This window comes from Mesorhizobium sp. LNJC391B00, assembly GCF_000502535.1.
GTDB lineage: Bacteria > Pseudomonadota > Alphaproteobacteria > Rhizobiales > Rhizobiaceae > Mesorhizobium.
This window is the reverse complement of the sequence record NZ_AYWI01000006.1, coordinates 528,547-548,235: the sequence shown is the minus strand read 5'-3', so window position 1 is coordinate 548,235 and position 19,689 is coordinate 528,547. Positions and strand designations below refer to the sequence as shown.

18 protein-coding genes are annotated in these 19,689 nt (G+C 62.0%); 11 read left to right on the top strand and 7 right to left on the bottom strand.

The window, feature by feature from the left end; translation table 11 throughout:
- Positions 1 to 11 precede the first annotated feature (11 nt).
- From X750_RS147170 to X750_RS147180, 3 genes are all read right to left on the bottom strand, one after another.
- A complete protein-coding gene (locus tag X750_RS147170; protein WP_023727815.1) occupies positions 12 to 1,127 on the bottom strand; it encodes an ABC transporter substrate-binding protein in 1,116 nt (371 codons plus the stop codon).
- Positions 1,128 to 1,210: 83 nt separating this feature from the next.
- A complete protein-coding gene (locus X750_RS147175) occupies positions 1,211 to 2,302 on the bottom strand; it encodes an ABC transporter ATP-binding protein (RefSeq protein ID WP_023727814.1) in 1,092 nt (363 codons plus the stop codon).
- A 103-nt stretch (positions 2,303 to 2,405) separates the two neighbouring features.
- Entirely contained in the window at positions 2,406 to 3,302 is an 897-nt protein-coding gene (locus X750_RS147180; RefSeq protein WP_023705214.1) for a LysR substrate-binding domain-containing protein, read from the bottom strand.
- Between the two features lie 83 nt (positions 3,303 to 3,385).
- On the opposite strand from X750_RS147180, the gene X750_RS147185 reads away from it, so the two are divergent.
- On the top strand, positions 3,386 to 4,987 hold the full coding sequence (locus tag X750_RS147185) for a peptidase M20 (protein WP_031243036.1): 1,602 nt from the start codon (positions 3,386 to 3,388) through the stop codon (positions 4,985 to 4,987).
- Positions 4,988 to 5,001: 14 nt separating this feature from the next.
- Entirely contained in the window at positions 5,002 to 5,934 is a 933-nt protein-coding gene (locus X750_RS147190) for a dimethylarginine dimethylaminohydrolase family protein (protein ID WP_023693913.1), read from the top strand.
- Between the two features lie 324 nt (positions 5,935 to 6,258).
- On the opposite strand, the gene X750_RS0133110 is transcribed toward X750_RS147190, so the two are convergent.
- From X750_RS0133110 to X750_RS13040, 3 genes are all read right to left on the bottom strand, one after another.
- Positions 6,259 to 6,444: an FCD domain-containing protein gene (locus X750_RS0133110; protein ID WP_031243035.1), complete on the bottom strand. Its 186-nt coding sequence runs from the start codon at positions 6,442 to 6,444 to the stop codon at positions 6,259 to 6,261.
- Positions 6,445 to 6,656: 212 nt separating this feature from the next.
- Complete coding sequence (locus tag X750_RS147195) at positions 6,657 to 7,079, bottom strand: hypothetical protein (RefSeq protein WP_023670308.1); 423 nt, start codon at positions 7,077 to 7,079, stop codon at positions 6,657 to 6,659.
- A 129-nt stretch (positions 7,080 to 7,208) separates the two neighbouring features.
- Entirely contained in the window at positions 7,209 to 7,760 is a 552-nt protein-coding gene (locus X750_RS13040; protein WP_245271863.1) for a cytochrome c, read from the bottom strand.
- A 530-nt stretch (positions 7,761 to 8,290) separates the two neighbouring features.
- Between X750_RS13040 and X750_RS147200 the strand changes: the two genes are divergently transcribed.
- From X750_RS147200 to X750_RS147240, 9 genes are all read left to right on the top strand, one after another.
- Entirely contained in the window at positions 8,291 to 9,805 is a 1,515-nt protein-coding gene (locus tag X750_RS147200) for a DUF2778 domain-containing protein (RefSeq protein ID WP_023747877.1), read from the top strand.
- Between the two features lie 181 nt (positions 9,806 to 9,986).
- A complete protein-coding gene (locus X750_RS147205) occupies positions 9,987 to 10,772 on the top strand; it encodes a ThuA domain-containing protein (RefSeq protein ID WP_023701869.1) in 786 nt (261 codons plus the stop codon).
- A gap of 103 nt (positions 10,773 to 10,875) precedes the next feature.
- Positions 10,876 to 11,934 carry a Gfo/Idh/MocA family oxidoreductase gene (locus tag X750_RS147210; RefSeq protein WP_023747876.1) on the top strand — a complete coding sequence of 353 codons (1,059 nt, stop codon included), beginning with the start codon at positions 10,876 to 10,878 and terminating at the stop codon, positions 11,932 to 11,934.
- Between the two features lie 21 nt (positions 11,935 to 11,955).
- Positions 11,956 to 12,357 (top strand): GFA family protein, encoded by a 402-nt coding sequence (locus X750_RS147215; protein ID WP_023747875.1) that lies wholly within the window; start codon positions 11,956 to 11,958, stop codon positions 12,355 to 12,357.
- A 196-nt stretch (positions 12,358 to 12,553) separates the two neighbouring features.
- Positions 12,554 to 13,219: a hypothetical protein gene (locus X750_RS147220; protein WP_023670314.1), complete on the top strand. Its 666-nt coding sequence runs from the start codon at positions 12,554 to 12,556 to the stop codon at positions 13,217 to 13,219.
- A gap of 7 nt (positions 13,220 to 13,226) precedes the next feature.
- On the top strand, positions 13,227 to 15,905 hold the full coding sequence (locus X750_RS147225; RefSeq protein ID WP_023747874.1) for an OmpA family protein: 2,679 nt from the start codon (positions 13,227 to 13,229) through the stop codon (positions 15,903 to 15,905).
- Between the two features lie 11 nt (positions 15,906 to 15,916).
- A complete protein-coding gene (locus tag X750_RS147230; RefSeq protein WP_023670316.1) occupies positions 15,917 to 16,411 on the top strand; it encodes a Rab family GTPase in 495 nt (164 codons plus the stop codon).
- 3 nt (positions 16,412 to 16,414) lie between these two features.
- The gene (locus X750_RS147235) at positions 16,415 to 17,485 is read left to right on the top strand and encodes an adenylate/guanylate cyclase domain-containing protein (protein ID WP_023747873.1); all 1,071 of its coding nucleotides are present in this window, start codon (positions 16,415 to 16,417) and stop codon (positions 17,483 to 17,485) included.
- Between the two features lie 144 nt (positions 17,486 to 17,629).
- The gene (locus tag X750_RS147240) at positions 17,630 to 18,697 is read left to right on the top strand and encodes a cyclic nucleotide-gated potassium channel (RefSeq protein WP_023684786.1); all 1,068 of its coding nucleotides are present in this window, start codon (positions 17,630 to 17,632) and stop codon (positions 18,695 to 18,697) included.
- A 208-nt stretch (positions 18,698 to 18,905) separates the two neighbouring features.
- On the opposite strand, the gene X750_RS147245 is transcribed toward X750_RS147240, so the two are convergent.
- A complete protein-coding gene (locus X750_RS147245; protein WP_023670319.1) occupies positions 18,906 to 19,634 on the bottom strand; it encodes an amino acid ABC transporter ATP-binding protein in 729 nt (242 codons plus the stop codon).
- Positions 19,635 to 19,689 lie beyond the last annotated feature (55 nt).

Sequence of the window (19,689 nt, the reverse complement as noted above, 5' to 3'; positions counted from 1 at the left end):
GCCCGGCCTGGTCAGGCCGAGATGATCTTGGTGTATTCGTCGAGTGCTGCCCCGTAATTCTTGGCGTACCAGTCCATGTCGAGCGCGATCTGCTTCTTCATGTTTTCGGGATCGACCGGGTTGATGCGCTTCTTGTCGGCGGGGATCAGCGCATCGGCGGCCGGATTGGCCGGACCCTGTCCGAGCTTGTCGAACATCACCAGTTGCTTCTCCGGATCCTGGGCGCTGGCGATGAACTTCATCGCTGCGTCCTTGCCGCCGGGGTTGCCCTTGAGCACGGCCAGCGCGCCGGGCGAAATCAGGCCCTGATCCCAGATGAACTTGATCTTGCCGCCCGAGTCCTGCTCGATCAGCGAGGCGCGGGTCGACCACACGATCGCCATCGAGGCTTCGCCGTTGAGCAGCACGCTCTGGCTCTCGGCGCCGCCGCCCCAGTAAGCCACGACGTTTTCCTTGAAGGCGGCGATCTTGTCATGCGCGCGCTTCAGGTCGAGCGGGTAGAGCGAGGTCGGCGCGATGCCGTCTGCGAGAAGTGCGGCTTCCCAACTCGACACGCCCCATTTGTAGAGCGAGCGCTTGCCCGGAAACTTCTTCACGTCGAAGAAGTCGGCCATGCCGGTCGGCGCGTCCTTGCCGTATTTCTCGGAATCATAGGCGATGACATAGGAGAAGAAATAGGTCGACGCCGCGTATTCCCAGCCGAACCCCTCGCGCATCTTCTTCTTGTCGACGACGGCGTAGTCGATCGGCTCGAGCGCACCCTGCGCGCCGAGCGTGATGGCCGAGAACGGGTCGACGTCGACAAGGTCCCAGGTCGGCGCGCCGCTCTTGAACTGTGCGGCAATCGCGCCTTCGGTCGGGCCCGAACCGTCCATCTTGACGGCGATGCCGGTCTCCTTGGTGAAGGCCTGGCCATAGGCGGCGTCATAAGCGGTGAGGGCATCGCCACCCCAGTTGACCAGCACCAGTTCCTTGGCCTGCGCAAACGCGCCGGTCGAGCGCAGCAGCATCGGCGTGCCGGCCAGCACGAAGGCTGCAAGCTGGGTGAATTGCCGGCGCGAAATCTCGCCGCGCACAGCCCGGGCGGATAGCGCGTCCATGGCTTGTTTTTTGCTTTGGTCTGTCATTTTAGTTCCCCTTTTTCGTTGTTGGTTCCGGTGGTTATGGCGCGCTCCAGATTCTTTGCTGGAAGACTTCGCCGTTCTCGTCGTCATCCTCCGTCCGGAAGGAGGAAACCCTTTTCCGCCGGCCAGGTCAGCCAGACGGAATTGCCTTTGCTGAGTGCAGCCGCGGCGACCTCGTTCGGCACCGAGACGGTCACCTTGGCGCCCTGGCGCGTCGTCAGATCGAGTTTGGTCGCCGCACCCAGATAGGTCGAGCCGATGGCGGTGGCGGCGATGCCATTCTCGCCGGCGGCGGCTTCGCGCGCGATCGACATATGCTCGGGCCGGATCGCCAGGATCGCATCGCCACGGACTTTCTCGGCCTTGCAGAGCATGTTGACCGCGCGGTCCTCGCAGAGGCCCGTCGAGCCATTGTCGGCGGGCTTGACCCCCTTCAACGGCAGCATGTTGATCTCGCCAAGGAACTCGGCGACGAAGCGGTTGTCCGGCCGGTCGTAGACCTCGTCCGGCGCTCCGACCTGCAGCAATTTTCCGTGGTTGAAGATGGCGACGCGCGACGACAGCGCCAGCGCCTCGCTCTGGTCGTGGGTGACGAAGACGAAGGTGGTGCCGGTCTCCTGATGCAGCCGCTTCATCTCGGCCTGCATCTGGCCGCGCAGGCTCTTGTCGAGCGCCGAGAACGGCTCGTCGAGGAGCAGCACGCCGGGTTCGAACACCAAAGCGCGGGCCAACGCCACGCGCTGCTGCTGGCCGCCGGAAAGCTGCGCCGGCAGTTTCGTCTCATGGCCCTTGAGGCCGACGCGCTCGATCATCTCGGCAACGCGGCGCTTGATCTCGGAAGCCGATTTCTTGCGTACCTTGAGCGGGAAGGCGATGTTGGCCTCGACCGACATATGCGGAAACAGCGCATAACCCTGGAACACCATGCCGGCGGCGCGCTGCTCTGCCGGCCGATCGGTGATGTCGAAACCGTCGCTGAAAAGCTTGCCGGCGGTCGGTTGCACGAAGCCTGCCAGGATCATCAGAAAGGTGGTCTTGCCCGAGCCGGAGGGGCCGAGCAGCGTCAAAAACTCGCCGCGGCCGATATTGAGCGTCAGGTCGTCCAGCGCCCGGAACGAGCCGAAGCTCTTGCCGATCCCGATTGCCTTGATCTCTGCGGCCCGGCCGGGTTGCTGCATCCTGCCTCTTCCTTGATCGTGGCTTGAGCGTAGGGCAGTGCGCCGGCTCACCGCAACCGAATAGTTTTCGCCTGATCGGCAAATTTGATTCACGGATGGGAGGCTAGTACGGGCTGATCCGGTTCTCCGACAGCTTCGACCTCAACCAGCCATTGAATGCTTCCAGCACCGGGTGGCTGGCCTTGGCATGTTCCGACACCAGGAAATACGAGCGCGGCGAGGGGATCGCGATGTCGAAGGGGCGCACCAGACGGCCTTCGCTGAGCGCGCGGCGGCTGGTCAGTTCGTCGCCCATTGCGATGCCTTGTCCGGCGATCGCCGCGGAGAAGACGAGGTTCATGTCCGAGAAGAAGATACCGCTTTCGGTGTCGGGGTTTTCCACCTTGGACAGCGCCAGCCAGCGCGCCCAGTCCTCGGTGTCGCCGAGATGCAGGAGATTGGCGCGCAGCACGTCGGCCGGTTTTGAAAAGCCGCCGACCTTGTTGAGCAGTGTCGGGCTGCAAAGTGGCGTGAACGAGATTTCGCACAGCAACTCCACCGAGCGGTTCGGCCAGTTGCCGACGCCGAAGGCAATGAAGGCATCGGCGTCCGGATTGCTGACATCGTCCAGCCGCCGCGGCGTCAGGATCGACAGCGCCACGTCTGGATACATCTGCCGGAACTCGCCGATGTGCGTGCACAGGAACAGAGAGGCGAAGCCCGGCGTGCAGGAAACGGCGAACGAACCGCCGACGCCCGTGCCGGCCTGGCGCGTCACCGCATCGCCGAGCACCGTCAGCGCCTTTCTCACATCGGCGGCATAGCGCTGGCCGCGCGGTGTCAGCGCCACGCCCTTGCCGATGCGCTCCAGCAGGTCGAAGCCGAGGTCGCGTTCGAGGAGCCGCAACTGATGGCTGACGGCGCTGCGGGTCAAATGCAGTTCATCGGCTGCGCGCCAGACGCTGCCGTGACGGGCAAAACTGTCGAGGGCGCGCAACGCCTGTGTGGAAGGTATTCGCAAGAGGCCTCAGGTGAACCGAATTTGCATGAACCGGAAAAACATATCACTTTTTGCAATGCCGCTTCACTGCTTTCTTGGGCCGCATGGAGAAACCGGTGACGACCTCGGCGCAAGCCACCGCGCTTGCCTGTCTCGATGGCATCCAGCCGTCGCTGTCGGCGTGGACGCGCACCATTTTCGATTTCGGCGAAACAGCCTGGCGCGAATACCAGTCGGCGGCCTGGTATGTCGCGCGGCTGAAGCATGAGGGCTTTTCGGTCGAGGAAGGGTCGGCCGGCATGCCGACCGCCTTTTGCGCCCACTGGACGAATGGCCCGGGGCCGACCATTGGCATGTACGGCGAATACGACGCCGTGCCCGGCAACTGCCAGGACGCGGCAACGGTGAAGCGATCGCGGCCGGGCCTCGGCAGCGAGGCCGGCGGCCACACCGATCCGCATTCCGGGCTCGGCATTGCCGGCCTCGGCGGACTTCTCGCCACCAAGGCGGCAATGCAACGCCACGGCATCGAGGGGACGTTGCGCTTCACCGGCGAGCCGGCCGAGAAGGTCAGGGGCTCGAAGCCGATCCATGCGGCCAAGGGCTACTATGACGGCCTTGCCGGCATGATCTCCTTCCACCCCTTCTATATGCTGCCGCTCTGCAACACGGCGCGCTGGGACACGCATTGCGGCGCCGCCTATGCGATGATCTACCGTTTTGTCTGCGACGAACCCGAAAACTGGGTTCGCGCAAGCGATGGCGCGCCGATCCCGCAGGCGCATTCGGCGGTGCGGGCGCCCGGCGCTAACGACGCACTGATGACGATGTACATGACCTCCAAGGCGCTGCGCGATTCCATGCTGCCCCACCAGGGCGGCTGGTCGATCAGCGAGGCGATCCTCACCGCCGGGCAGGCGACCGCCGACAATCTGCCGGCGGGGCTGGCCGAGATCCAGTACATGATCCGCGTGCCGACCATTGCCATGGCAGAGCAGGTCACCGCGGTGCTCGACCGTAATGCGGCCGCGGCCGCGGCGATCAGCGGTTGTCGCCATGAGCGCCATTGGGTGTCGAAGTCGAGGCCGGGCCTCGCCAATCACGCCATGGCGGGGATTGCCTATGAGGCGCTGTCCACCGTTGGCGCTCCGAGCTGGGACGAGGCGGCGAAAGCGATCGGTCGCAAGGTCCAGGTCAATGCCGGCGGCACCGCGACCGACAACCCTTTCATCGACGAGATGGAGCGGCTGGTTGCGCCGCAAGAGGCCGAGGCAATCCTGCGCCGCGATTTGCCTCCGTCGCAGATCAACTCGACCTCCGACGACTACACCGACATGTCGTGGCACACGCCGACCGCACGCTTCTATGTCGCCCGCCCGGCGCTGCGCTCGGCGAATGGCCATGCCTATCCATCCTGGGCGATGAACGCGCTGGGCGGTATCTCGGCCGCCATCGACCCGATGGTCATTTGCGCCGCCAAGACGGTTGCGCTTGCAGCCCTCCGCCTGCTCGAGGACAAGGCCGCGCGCGATGCGGCCATGGACGAATTCGTCACCCGCACCGGCGGCGGCATTGGTGGCTCCAACTGGATCGCGCCGCTTTGCGACTATGACCCGCCGATCAATTTCCGCTGGCCGGAATATGTCACCACCGCGCGGGGGCGCGATTGGTGGATTCCGAGCAGCCAACCCAATCAAGCTGCATAATCGAGGAGAACCTTATGACCGTCCATGACCGCATCGTCGCCGAGCCGTTCTCGCTGCAACGCCGCAATCCCGCCGGCGGCACCAAGCCGCTGACGTCATGGGGCTTTGCCAACGAGACCGACGTGCTGACAGACGTGTTGCTCGGCTCGCCAAACTTCCTGCGCCACCTCTCGACCAGCTCGCTGTCGCGCAAGCATTTGCGCGAAGCGCCCTGCAACGTTCAGATCGCCCAGGCGCAGCACAAGGACCTCGTCGCCGCCTATGAGCATTTCGGCGTCAACATCCACTGGCACGAGCCGACGCCGGAACTGCCGATGCAGGTCTATTCCAGAGACTCCAGCGTCATGACGCCCTACGGCGCCTTCATCACCGCCATGGCCAATTGGTGGCGGCGCGGCGAGAACTATGCCGCCATCCGCACCTATGAAAAGCTCGGCATCCCCATCTACGACATGGTCACGGCTGGCACCTTCGAAGGCGGCGACTTCAACGTCATCGAGGAGGGCGTGGTGCTGATCGGCTGCGGCGGCGCCCGCACTCAGGAAGAGGGCGCCCGCCAGGTGCAGGACTGGTTCGAAAAGGAAGGCTGGGAAACGCGCCTCGCCTTCATCGACGAATATTACGTCCATATCGACCTGATGGTGGTGCCGATCGCCGAGAAGCTCACCGCGGTGTGCCTCGCCTGCACCGAGCCCGGCATCGTCGACTGGCTGAAGGGCAAGGGCCACGAGATCATCGACGTGCCCTTCCAGGACACGATGGCGCTCGGCTGCAACTTCATGTCGCTGGGCAAGGACAGGGTCATCGCGCCGACGTCGAGCCAGTCGCTGATCGGCCAGCTCAAGGCACGCGGCTTCGAGGTTGCTGCCGTCGACATGAGCGAGATTTCCAAGACCGGCGGCGGCATTCACTGCATGGCGCAGGCGCTCAAGCGCGAGCCGGCGTAACGGCACGAATTGCCGCCGGGACCTGTGACGGACTGCTGCCAGATTTGACAAAACAGGCCTGGCAGAGGAAATTGATGCCATTAGAGGAGGGATTCTGTGAAGAAAACTTACGAAAAGCCGAGTCTGGCCAAAGCCGGCAAACTCGGATCGCTGGTCGCTTCAAACCCGTCGAAGCCCGCCCCCTGAGCGCAACCAGCCGCTGAAGGCCGAAATTCGGTCGTCCTGGTTATCGGCGACCGGATCGCGCTGTATGATTGAAGGGAGCCCGCCGGCTTTGAACGGCGGGCTTTTTGCTTTGCGCCAGAGCGCTGCCGCGTCTGCCGGCTAGTCCAATCTGCCCGAACCTGAATTGAACTTGCTCCGGGCGTTTTCCAGATGCGCCCGCAACGCTTGGCCGGCCGCTTCCGGGTCGCGGCGCTCGATCGCCTCGAACACCGCCTGGTGGCCGGCAAAACTCGTGCGGTTTCGATCTCCGTATTGGCCACGTGGATGCGCTGATTGATCAGCCATTCGACCTAGCCGTTGATTTTGAAACCAAGCCAGCTTCCCCAAAAGATCATGCCCAAACAAAGCCATAGCGCGAAGACCACATGCGCGCCGTTCCCGCCCGCCCGGCGATCAGGGAGTGGCTGGCGTGAGATGGCCGCGCTGACGACGGAACGAGATCGCCTCGTCTGGCCGGCCGGACTCGCGACGGCGTGGTCCGGCCGGAATTCCATCTGCTATGCGGGTATCAATACGGCGATGCGATGCACGCCGACCTCCTTGCTTGTATTCGTCGCTTCATCGGTCTTGCCCTTGGAGCAGGTGTACATATCACCCGTCTTGAGCTTGAATTCCTTGTCCGCTTTCTTGATCGTGAATGCACCTGAGGTAATGGTGCACACCATGTCGTTGTCCATCACGGTTTGAGGAGCATGTGCTCCGGGCTGAAACACAACGTCGATAATTGCGATGCTCTTGTAGGCGGGAATGTCTGCATTGCCGGTGCCGACCTCCACCACCCTGACACCGGGCGCAATCTCCTTGCCCTCTTTCGGGCCGTATTTCTTGATTTTTGCCGATGCCGCCAAGGGGAACAAAGGCGCTACCGCGGCGGTCGTCAGACCGAGGGCAATTGCAGACCTGCGATTCATGGTTTTCATTGCATCCTCCCGATGCTCGTCATGCATGGATATGCACGACCGGCGATATATTAGCACAAACGAATTTACTTGTATGCAAAGTGACTGTGGCGAAGGCCAGCAAGAAATGCTCCGCCGGATAATGTCGCTTCACTGTACCTTTTGCCGGAATTTCGAATGACAGGTCGAGCAATCCTGCAGGATGAGATGCAGGATATGCTCCGCCGGCAGTTTGGTCGGATCGGCTTCCTCTGGAATCGAGCGCTTGCCGAGCAGGCTGCCGCCGCCCATCGCCAGGCCGGTGCCCATGCGCATGTCATCGGTGATGACGGCCGGCGCGCTTTCGGCCTTGGCGGCCAGAGCGTCGGCCAGCGTTCCGATATGATTTGCCAGGGCCTCGAATTCCGCCCGTGACTGATCGATCTCCAGCCTGGCCTGCGAAGGCGGTCCAAGCGAGCCGCTCGGAAATTCGGCAATCAGGGCAGGGCCGGTGCGCGCGCGCAGCGTGTCCGCTGCCGCCTTGAAGGCTGCCGCGTCATAGGCTTGCCTGCGGTCGAACATGCCGGCAATGGTTTTCGCAGCCGCCGCCATCTCCTTCATCGACGCCTGGCGGGCCGCGACGATCGGTCCGCTGCCGACGGAGGCGCCCATCGTAAGGGCACAGACCAGCCACAGCGGCGCCGCTTTCACAGTCCATCTCACGGCGCCATGTCCTTGCCCCATCCATCCGTGCTCAGCCAGCCGCAGCAGGGGTTCGACCTGCAGTCGGATTCTTCAGTCGTGATGCCGGTTCTCATCGGTAAATTTCCGTCGCCGGAGGTCTCCGTCTCTGAGCAGATAGACCTTCCAGCCACCGGAAGGTCAACTGATTGAGAAGGCCGATCAGCGGGCAATCAGCACAGGCTTGCAGCAAGCTGACGCAGCGTTTCCTTGACTTGGATCGCAAAAACGGGCAGCAAGGCGGGGGTGAGGGAGAGCATTCTACCGTGGCGCAGACCATGGAGTGCTCTTTTTTTCGTATCAGGCGCCGCATAATCGGTGGCTGATGGAGGGATTGGTTAACCAACTTTGTCCATCTTTTGATTCAATCGGCAACAGACGCGAAAGGTGCAGGGGGCACCAGCGAACTGTGGATGTCACGGATGCGAGGGTCGCAAGCCTGCATGCCGATTGAGAGTGGTTGTATGGCGTTTTTGCGTTTGAAAGACCGGGGCGATACTCCTGAACGGGGTTTGACTTCGAAGAGATCCGGCCAGCGCTGGGTGGTGGTGCCGGTTGTCGGCGCGGCCTTGGCGCTGTGGTCGGTGGCAACCATGGCCGGCCTCTATTCGCTCGGTACCTCGCTCACCGCAGCCTCCAACAGCCTTCCGCACAGTCTGCTTCTGCCGAACGCAGCACTTGCCGATTCGCGCCGCAGCCTCGCCAATTCGTGGGCGCCTCGGCTTTCGGCGCAAAAATCACAGGCCTCGCTGCTCAGCCAATGCGACGCCGGCTGCGCGCATGCCGCCGCGAACTTCGCGCATGACGGCAAGATGGCGCGGCTGAAGCCGGCCACGCACGCTGTGGCCCCGAGCAGTGTCGCCTCAAACATTGCGCCAAACACCAGCGTCGCTCTCGCCACTTCGCGCGGCATGCGCTTCGACGGCGTGGTGGCCAAGGCAGAGCTGTCGCCGCAAAAGCTGGCTGCCGCCTTCGCCAAGGCCTCGAATGCGCCCTTCATGCTTGCCAGCCTTCCGGTCGCTGCCCGTTTCGCCGAAGTCCGGCTGCCCGATCAGCATGGCCCGGCCTCGGAACGCTTTGGGCCGGAAGTGGCTGAGATCGAACGCTCATCGCGCCTGGCGCTGGCGCTGGCCAACAGCTTGCCGGAAGACGCTGACATGCTGGCCCCGCCGCCGGCCGTTGAAGCAATCGCCGGAGGGCAGGATCCTGAGCAGGCCGAGGTTCAGGTCGCTTCGCTGCCGCCGCAGGACGATCTGCCCGACAACATTGCGTTGCCCGGTTGGCGTCCACGCGCCGAAACCGCTCAGCCTGCCGAGGCTCGGCAAGCCAGCAAGCCCAGGGCAGCCAAGCCACAGACCGACAGGACGCCCGAGAGCCCCGCACCCCAGTCGCCGGGCAATTCGTCGCCGCGCTCGCCACGCAGTACTTCGGAGTTCGCCGCACTGCCTGGCGTGCCAGACAGCCAGAGCATCCAATCAAGCCGGATCAAGCCTGGCAAACGGTCGAAGACACAGGCCGGCGAGATGCTGGCCTATGCCAAGCCGGACGTCCCGGCGGGCGGTGTCGGTCGCGCCTTCAAGGATCTGTTCGCCACGCCCGGAATGGGCGGCGGCGTCGCCGTGTACGATATCTCGGCCAAGACCGTCTATATGCCGGACGGCTCGCGGCTGGAGGCCCATTCGGGGCTGGGTTCGATGGTCGACCAGCCGCGCTTCGTGCACAAGAAGAATGTCGGCCCGACGCCGCCCAACACCTATGATCTGCGACTGCGCGAATCCCGCTTCCATGGCGTCGAGGCGCTCCGTCTCACTCCCGTCAGCGGCGGCAATAAATACGGCCGCGACGGCCTGCTCGCCCACACCTACATGCTGCGCGGCGGCCGTGCGGAATCCAATGGCTGCGTCGTCTTCAAGGACTACGCCCGCTTCCTTGCCGCCTACAAGAAGGGCAAGATCAAGCGCCTCGTCGTCGTGCCGCGCCTGACCAAGCCGCTGACGCGGGTCGCTCAGGAAGGCCGGGGAGCGTAAGGCAGTAGGCAGTAGGCAGTAGGCAGTAGGCAGTAGGCAGTAGGCAGTAGGGCCCAGGAGCGTCCATCGCCTGTTGATTGTTTTTCTGCCCCTATTGCCTATTCCCCACTGCCTATTCCCTTTTCACCCCCAGGCAGACTATGAGTGACCCCTGCGGGTCGGCTTCACCACGAGGACATCCATGACAATACGCGCTGTCGTTTGGGGCGAGAACATCCATGAGCGGACCAATGAGGTGGTCGCAGCCCTCTATCCCGAGGGCATGCACACGACCATCGCCAAGGCGCTGAATGCCGACAAGGCGATCTCCGCCTCGACCGCCACGCTCGAGCAGCCGGAGCACGGCCTGCCGGCCGACCGTCTGGCCGAGACCGACGTGCTGGTCTGGTGGGGCCACAAGGATCATGGCGCGGTGGCCGACGAGATCGTCGAGCGCGTCGCCCGCCGCGTTTGGGAGGGGATGGGGCTGATCGTTCTCCATTCCGGCCATTTCTCGAAAATCTTCAAGCGGCTGATGGGCACGCCCTGCACGCTGAAATGGCGCGAGGCGGGCGAGCGCGAGCGGCTTTGGGTGACCAGTCCCAGCCATCCGATCGCCGAGGGCGTCGGCGAATATTTCGAGCTCGAGAATGAAGAAATGTATGGCGAGCAGTTCGCCGTGCCCGAACCTCTGGAGACCGTCTTCATCTCCTGGTTCCAGGGCGGCGAGGTGTTCCGTTCTGGGCTGACCTATCGCCGCGGCGCCGGCAATGTCTTCTACTTCCGCCCGGGCCACGAGACCTATCCGACCTATCACGACGCCAATGTGCACAAGGTGCTGCGCAATGCGGTGAAGTGGGCGCACAATCCGCAGGGCACCAAGTCGGCGATCCTCGAGGCGCCGAACGTGCCGGTCGAGAAGGCGCTGGAGCCGATCGTCGAGCGCGGCGGCAAGCTGCACGCTTCGGGCGAGGCCGGCTTCCGCTAAAGCAAAATCCAGGAATAAAGGCGTAGCGGTTTTCCGCATGGGTTTCCTAGACCGTATCTGCGCCATATGATTGAATCGAACCAATTCGCTCGGAGTGCAGAGAATGCGGCTTTTGATACTGGGTACCGGCTGGATGGCGCAGGAGCATGCCCGCCGTTTCGGCGGCATCGACGGCGTCGAGATCGTCGGTGCTGTCGACGTCGATGAAAAGCGCGTGGGCGAATTCGCCGACGGGTTCAAGATACCGAAGCGATTCACATCGCTGGAAGACGCGCTGGCGTGGGGCGAGTTCGATGCGGTCGCCAACGTCACGCCGGACCGCATTCACCACCCGACCACCATGGCGTTGATCGCGGCCGGCAAGCCGGTGCTGTGCGAAAAGCCGCTGGCCGAAGACTTCGGCAAGGCAAGCGAGATGGCCAACGCGGCTGAGGCAGCCGGCATCGTCAACATGGTCAACCTCACCTATCGCAATGTCGCTGCCTTGCAGAAGGCGCGACAGATGGTGCTGGCCGGCGAGATCGGCACCGTCCGCCACGTCGAGTCCTCCTATCTGCAGAGCTGGCTGGTGTCGAAATTCTGGGGCGACTGGCGCACCGACCCGAAATGGCTGTGGCGGCTGTCGCGTGACCACGGCTCCAACGGCGTGCTCGGCGATGTCGGCATCCACATCCTCGATTTCGCCAGCTATGGCGCCGCACTCGACGTCGACCACGTGTTTTGCCGGCTGCGCACCTTCGACAAGGCGCCAGGCAACCGTATCGGCGAATACGACCTCGACGCCAATGACAGCTTCGCCATGACGCTGGATTTCTCCAACGGCGCCTTTGGCGTCGTTCACGCCAGCCGCTGGGCGACCGGCCACATCAACGAATTGCGCCTGCGCATCTATGGCGACAAGGGCGGCATCGAAGTCGTGCACAATCTCGAGGGTTCGGAACTGAAGGCGTGTGTCGGCGAGGATATCGAGAACGCCAAATGGCAGGTGCTCGACGCCGGCACGGTGCCGACCAATTACCAGCGCTTCGTCGATGCGGTTCGCAGCGGCGTGCAGGCCGAGCCTTCATTCCACCATGCCGCCGAACTGCAGAAGGTGCTGGATCTAGCCATGGTTTCGGAACAGAAGCGGACGGAACTGAGGGCCAGCGCCGGTACGCAGTGATGTGAAGGGGAGGAAGAAACAATGGTCACGCGCCGCGCGCAATGTCTCTGCGGCCAGCTTTCAGCCGTCTGTTCGGGCGAGCCGGTGCGCATCTCGGTCTGCCATTGCCTCGACTGCAAGCGCCGCACCGGCAGCGCCTTCAGCTACAATGTCCGGTTTGCGCGAGCTGATGTAGCGATCGAGGGACGGGCGAAGCAGTTCACGCGCACCGGCGACGAGGGCGGCCGCGTCATCTACAATTTCTGCCCGGAGTGCGGCGCCGCCGTCCACTATCGCATCGACACGCAGCCCGGTGTGATCGCCATTCCCGTCGGCGCCTTCGCCGACCCGTCGTTCCCGCCGCCATTTCAGTCTTTTTACCACGAAAGCCGGCGCTGTGAGTGGGTCGAGATCAATGCCGAGCCGCTGGCGACGTTCGACTGAAGGCCGCTTTTTGGATACCCGGAACCGTCCGCACGCTCCGCGCCTTCAAGAGGGCATCGCCCCTGATTGCCATTGCCGGGCCGTTAGCCATCGCGCTCGGCTGCCCCATGAATAGGCATAAGTCAAGACGAATCCGGCTTGCGGCCCGATTGCTGACATGCTTACCTGACGGCATGTGTTCAATGGGGGTATATGGATGGCTAAGGAATCTTCGAATTCCGCTTCTTCAGAAAAGAAGGCGGACGTAAATCTGATAGGTAACACAGAAGGAAACGGGCTGAACTTCATGGGAGTTCAGGCCCGCGAAAACGGAACCGCCGGCGACGCCGTCGGTGTCGACAAGATCCGTGACCTGCTGTTCGGCAACCAGATGCAGGACTATGACCGCCGCTTTTCCAAGCTTGAAGAACGGGTGTTGCAGCGCTTCAAGGATGTTGAATCCGAGGCCAAGCGCAATCTCGAAATGTACGAGTCGAATGCAAAGAAGCAGATCGATTCGCTTGCAGGGCAATTGCGGAGCGAAAAAGATTCACGAGCCGATGCCGACAAGGAGATCGACCGGAATCTTCGCGAGCAAAACCAGGCTCTTGAAAAGCAGGTGCGCACGTTGTCGGATCAGTTAAGCGCGCTCGAGCGCGATGTTTCGGACCGGATAAATCGAAACGATCATTTGCTGCGTGAGGAAATCAAGCAGAAGAATGAAGGCGTTCAGATGCTGATCGAGAAGATGTTTGCCGACCTCAGCAACGTCAAGACCGACCGAAATCTTTTGGCTGGCCTGTTTGTCGAGGTTGCAAAGTGTCTCAATCAGGATCCCGTCGGGAGCAAGAGCAACTCGGACCGTAGCTGGAAAGTGAGTTGATGGGACCTTGACGTCCACCGTCGACCCATTCAACCTTCCGCAAAGAACAGCCTCGAACGATACAGAGATTGATCGCGAGGCTCTGGCTCGTCTTTTGATCGAAATTGCCCGGAACGTTGATCCGGACTACCGTGCGCAGTTCGAGGCGGTTCCAACCGCCGATCCGCGCATGGAAACGCTGCGGCAGTTGCTGGTCAGCCGCGAAATCTCCGAGCTTTCACGCGTCACGCATCTGCTCGACGAACCCGAGCAGCTTGCGGCGGCCGTGGGCGACGTTCTTCCCAGTGCTGCCGGACGAGCGCCTTACGCGCAACTCGGCGAGGCGCTTGCGCCAGCTGTCGAACGGGCTGTGCAACGGTCGATCCAGAAGAGCCCGCGCACGCTGACGGACATATTGTACCCGGTGTTTCTGCCGGCAATTCGCAAGTCGATCGGCGAAAAGATCGACCAGACCTTTCAGTCGCTGAATGAAACTCTAAGGCACATATTCACCTGGCACGGGCTCAAGTGGAGACTTGAAGCCTGGAGAACAGGGGCAAGCTTCTCGGCAGTTGTTCTGAAGCATTCCCTTGTCTACCGTGTGGAACATGCGTTTCTCATTCATCGGAATTCCGGCCTTTTGATAACGCATGTAACGGCCGACAATGCAACGAGCGAAGATCCTCAGCTCATTTCTTCGATGCTCAGTGCGATTCAGGATTTTGTAAAAGACTCATTTAACGAGAAAGAGCAGAGCGGCCTGGACACAATCCGTTTCGGCGAGCTTCGTCTCTGGTCGGAAGTTGGACCGTTTGCGACCCTGGTTTCGGTGATCCGGGGAAATCCGCCGGAGGAGTTGCATGAAATCGTTCGCGATGTGTTGCTTCGCATCCATGAGCAATCCTCAGAGGCTTTAGAGCAGTTCGACGGCGACGGTTCGCAGCTGGCCTCCGTAGAGGCGCAGTTGCAGACCTGCGTCGAGCTCAAGCAAGAGGAATCAAACGACGGATTTCCGTGGCTGGTGGCGGCCGTTGCCCTGTTGCTCTTGAGTCTGGCAGGCGTTTGGTACTTTCTTTCCTGGCAATCAGCGCAGCGCTGGCAGGCTTACGTGTCGCGCTGGCAGGCTTACGTGTCGCGAGTGGAGGCCCAGCCGGGCATCATCGTTGCCGAACAGCAGGTACGCGATGGCCAGTTCTATATTGCCGGCCTGAGGGACCCGCTTGCCGTCGACCCGCAGTCGCTGTTGTCAGGCACGGGAGTCGATCCGGCCGGGGTTCATTCGCAATGGCAATTCTATCAGAGCCTCGAGCCGGAGTTCGTGCTGAAGCGGCTGACGGCGTCGCTGGCTCCGCCGGATTCAGTGCGATTTTCGATCGTCGATGGTCGCGTCGTCGCCGAGGGTGAGGCTCCCGACACCTGGATCAGCCGGGCGCGCGCGGCGGCCCAGCAGCTTTCGGCAGGCGGGCCGGTCTTCGACATCTCGGGGGTTCGTGACGTAAGCCCCGAAGTGCGCGCGGCGCAGCGCTGGCAGGCTTATGTGTCGCGACTGGAGACCCAGCCGGGCATCATCGTTGCAGACCAAAAGATAAGCGACGGCCAATTCTATATTGCCGGCCTGCGAGACCCGCTTGGCGCCGATCCGCAGTCGCTGTTGTCGGGAACAGAGGTCGATCCCGCCCGGGTTCATGCGCAGTGGCAGTTCTATCAGAGCCTTGAGCCGGAGTTCGTGCTGAAGCGGCTGACGGCGTCACTGTATCCGCCGGAAACAGTACGACTTTCGATCGTCGATGATCGCATCGTTGCCGAGGGTGAGGCTCCCGACACCTGGATCGATCGCGCGCGCGCGGCGGCCCGGCAGCTTTCGGCAGGCGGACCCGAATTCGACATCTCCAAGGTTCGTGACGTGAGCCCCGAAGCACGCGCGGCGGAGCACTGGCAGTATTATGTGTCGCGACTTGAGGCCCAATCGGGAATCATCGTCGCCCAACAAAGCGCGAGGGGCGGACATTTCTACATTTCCGGCTTGAGAGACCCGCTTGCCGCCGACCCGCAAGCCCTGCTGTCCGGAACGGACGTTGATCCTGCCCGCGTTCATGCACAGTGGCAATTCTATCAGAGCCTTGATCCGAAGTTTGTGGTGAAGCGGCTGACGGCGGCGCTGTCCCCGCCGAAAACCGTTCAGCTCTCGATCATCCAGGGTCGCATCGTGGCCGTGGGTGAGGCTCCTGCCGGTTGGATCAACCGGGCGCGGGCCGCCGCTGAACAACTTTCGGCGGACGGAGTGGTTCTGGATGTCTCGCAACTGCGTGAGCTGAACCTTGCAGAACTTAATCATTTGAGGCAGGCCATCCAGACGACCGATATTTTCTTCTCTTCCGGCAAGGTTGTGCCGGGACCGGAGCAGACGCCGGTTCTCGACAGGTTGGCGGATCAAATAAAGGAATTCGCCCAGAGTGCCCGCAATTCCGGCGTAACGGCGCGGTTCATGTTGACCGGGCATTCGGACACCACGGGCCGTGAGACGGCCAACGCGTCGATCAGCGCCGCCCGCGCCGAGACAGTTCGTGCGCTTCTCAACAAGCGGGGCGTCGCTCCCGAATTGCTGCTGGTTCGGGGCGCGGGCACTTTCGAGCCGGCTGTACCTGAAAACAGTCTAACCGGTAGCTCCACCAATCGCCGGGTTTCGATTACCGTAAACCTGGACTAGCGGAGCCCAACATGTTGCAAAAAAAGATCTGCATGCTGGGCGGTTTCGCTGTCGGAAAGACGAGTCTGGTCCGCAGGTTTGTGCAGAGCATCTTCTCAGAAACCTACTTGACCACCGTTGGAGTGAAAATCGACAAGAAGAGCGTCGCGCTCCCGGACAAAACCGTAGATCTGATTTTGTGGGATTTGGCCGGCGAAGACGATATCGGCTCATTCCGCGTCAGCTATGTTCGAGGTGCAACCGGGCTCGTGCTAGTCGTCGATGGAACCCGCGCTGCTACTCTTGCCGTGGCACTCACGCTGCGCGAACGGGTCGAGGCCGAATTCGGCGCCATGCCGTTCGTATTGCTGTTCAACAAGTCCGATCTGGCCGATCGGTGGGCGATATCGGATGGTGAGATCAACGAGTTGAGGCAACGTGGATGGCAAATCTATCTAACAAGTGCGCTTTCGGGCGAGCAGGTCGATGACGCCTTTCGTCAACTTGCCTTGATGGTCACCAAATAGACCATGCATGAATTGCCAAAAGAAGTCAGAAATTGGTTTTTCAATTTCTTCTTCGACGGGCACGCTGTCGCTTATCTGAAAATCGACGCTGAGCTTTGCATAGCTGCCAAGGGCGGTAATGTTGAACATTACGGGCTGTCATCGCTTCGCATCGGCAAGCCTGTTGCGGGGCAGCTTGAATTCATGGAAGGTTTGCTGCCTTGCCCGGAGCTTCCGTTTCGCATGGACATGATCGAACTGCCCGGCGGGCGTGTCGCCGACCTTCATTTTTTTGCTGACAATGCGTGCGTGTGGCTGCTTTTTCTGGACGCCACTGCCGAACGAGACAACAGGCAGCGGCTTCAACAGAAGGCCTATGAAATGACGCTCCTGCAAGAGAGGGAGCGTCAACTCAACGAAAAATTGCAATCGACGAACGAGGCACTGAGAAAGAGCCAGGAGGGATTGGCGCGTGAATACCAGCGCGCCGAAACCCTGCTCCTCAACATTCTTCCGGCATCCATCGCGGAGCGGTTGAAAGCGCAAAAGAAAATTGCCGACAACCACGCGGAGGTGAGTGTGCTTTTTGCCGACATCGTCGGCTTTACCGAAAGAGCGCGAAGCGTCGGAGCCGTGACGACGCTCGCTATTTTAAATTACTTCTTCAGGGCGGCGGACCGGCTCTCGGAACGATACGGCTGCGAAAAAATCAAGACAATCGGCGATTGTGTGATGGTGGTCTCTGGCTTGCCCACCGCGCGATCCGATCATGCAAAAGCCCTCACGCGCTATGCGATTGAGCTGCGCAAGGCGGTAAGGCGGGAACGCTTCGCAGGAGAACCGATAAGGCTGAGAATTGGAATTCACTCAGGACCGATCGTCGCCGGTGTCATAGGCAAGAGGCGGTTCGCCTATGACCTGTGGGGTGAGACCGTTAATCTCGCCTCACGTATTCAAACGTCCGCGGAGCCCGATGAAATCCGTATTTCCGATGCAACTTACCAACTGCTTGGACCGAAATTTGCTTGCGACCCACTCGATGAAACGGAATTGCGCGGTGCGGGTCGCGTGCGAATGTGGCGGCTCCCGAGCTGATCCGTCGCCTGCGGTGCGACCGTGGAGCGCCGATAGCGGCGCCCGAAAGCCATTGGCGTGACCTGATCTTGCGATCGCAAAGCACCCTTTGCGCTTGCCCGGAAGGCCTCTATTCTGGAGCACAGTGGCCGCTGGTGGGATAGAATGTCGGTACTGCCTTTTCTGAGAATCTACGCACCGCTAAATGCGGTGCTCGCTGCGCCTGGGCTTCTGGCGGTGGCTGCGCTCACGATGCCGAACATGTCCGGACGAAGCAGACTGGCTCTGGCTGCCGTGCTCGCTGTCATTTGGGCCGCCTATCTTCTGCAGATGGCCGAGACCCTGCTCAAGCGCTGGGCGGGAGACCTCAGGGACAGGACGCCGGCAATCGCGATCGATGTGCTCGCGGTTTTGGTTCCAGTCGCCGCATTTCTGCTCGACGGCACGCCCGACCGGAGCCTCTACTGTGCTGTCTGGCTGCTGAAGCCGCTGCGCGACTCGACCTTCTTCCCGCTGCTTGGCAGGGTTCTGGCCAACGAAGCGCGCAACCTGGTCGGCGTCACCACGGTCTTCGGCCTGGTTCTGTTCGGTGTCGCACTCGCGGCCTATGTCATCGAGCGCGACGTCCAACCGGAAAAGTTCGGCAGCATCCCCGAGACAATGTGGTGGGCGGTGGTCACGCTGTCCACTACCGGCTACGGCGACGACATTCCGCAAAGCTTCGCCGGCCGCGTCCTTGCCGGGGCTGTCATGATGTGTGGCATCGGCATCTTCGGGCTCTGGGCCGGCATTCTTGCCTCCGGCTTTTATCAAGAAGTCCGTCGCGAGGATTTCGTCCGCAATTGGCAATTGATTGCCGGCGTTCCGTTGTTTCAGAAGCTTGGCCCGGCCACGCTGGTCGAGATCGTGCGCGCGTTAAGACCCCGCACGGTGCCGGCGGGCGCCGTGATCTGCCGCAGCGGCGAGACCGGCGATCGGATGTTCTTCGTCGTGGAGGGCCGCGTCAGCGTCGCGACGCCGAACCCGGTGGAGCTTGGCCCTGGCGCCTTCTTCGGCGAGATGGCGCTGATCAGCGGCGAACCGCGTATGGCGACCGTCACTGCCGCAACTTCGGTCTCACTCCTGTCGCTGCACGCGGCGGATTTCCAGATGCTGTGCAGCAGCAGCCCGGAGATCGCGGAAATCATCCGCAGGACCGCGCTCGAGCGGCGCGGCGCGGCGCCGGTGGCTTGACCGTACAGCCGATGGTGGCCCGGCTGGAACTGGATGGTACGGCTCTATCGACCACGCGCGAAGGTTCTGGACGGCACGTGGAAGGACCAGAGGCGTAGCCGGAGACCTAAACGTAGCCGATCCACTCTACCGGCGGCTCGTTTTTTTGGCGCTGTGCGTCGACAGTTCCTGCCCCGCGGCCTTTCGGACGACCGGCTTTGGCTAAACTCTAATGCCTTAGAATCTTGCTTAGAAAAGCCCGGCTGCGGTCGGTCTTCGGGTCGGAGAAAAACGCCTCCGGCGTGCCGCTTTCGACGATGGCGCCGGCGTCCATGAACACCACGCGCTGCGCCACCTTGCGGGCAAAGCCCATTTCGTGCGTTACCACCATCATGGTCATGCCTTCCTCGGCCACCGCGACCATGACGTCGAGCACTTCGGAAATCATCTCGGGATCGAGCGCCGAGGTCGGTTCGTCAAACAGCATGATCTTGGGGCGCATGCCGAGGCAGCGTGCGATGGCCACACGCTGCTGCTGGCCGCCGGACAACTGTGACGGGTATGCATTGACCTTGTCAGCGAGGCCGACCTTGGCCAGCAAGTCGCGCCCGGCCTGCTCGGCCTCGGCGCGGGGGATCTTGCGCACATGGATCGGTGCCAGCGTGACGTTTTCCAGCGCCGTCTTGTGCGGGTAGAGGTTGAACGACTGGAAGACGAAGCCGATCTCGGTGCGCAACTGCGTCATGTTGGTGGCGGGGTCGCCGAGGCGCTGGCCGTCGACGACGAGGTCGCCATCCTTGATCGCTTCCAGGCCGTTGATGCAGCGGATCAGCGTCGACTTGCCCGAACCACTTGGGCCGCAGACGACGACCACTTCGCGCGGCTCGACGCTGAGCGTGATGTCCTTCAGCACATTGAGCGAGCCGAACCATTTGTTGACGCCGCGAAAGTCGATCATGCCCGTTTCGGTCAGGTTTGGTTTGGTCGGGCTCGGATTGGTCATGGCGGTCAGC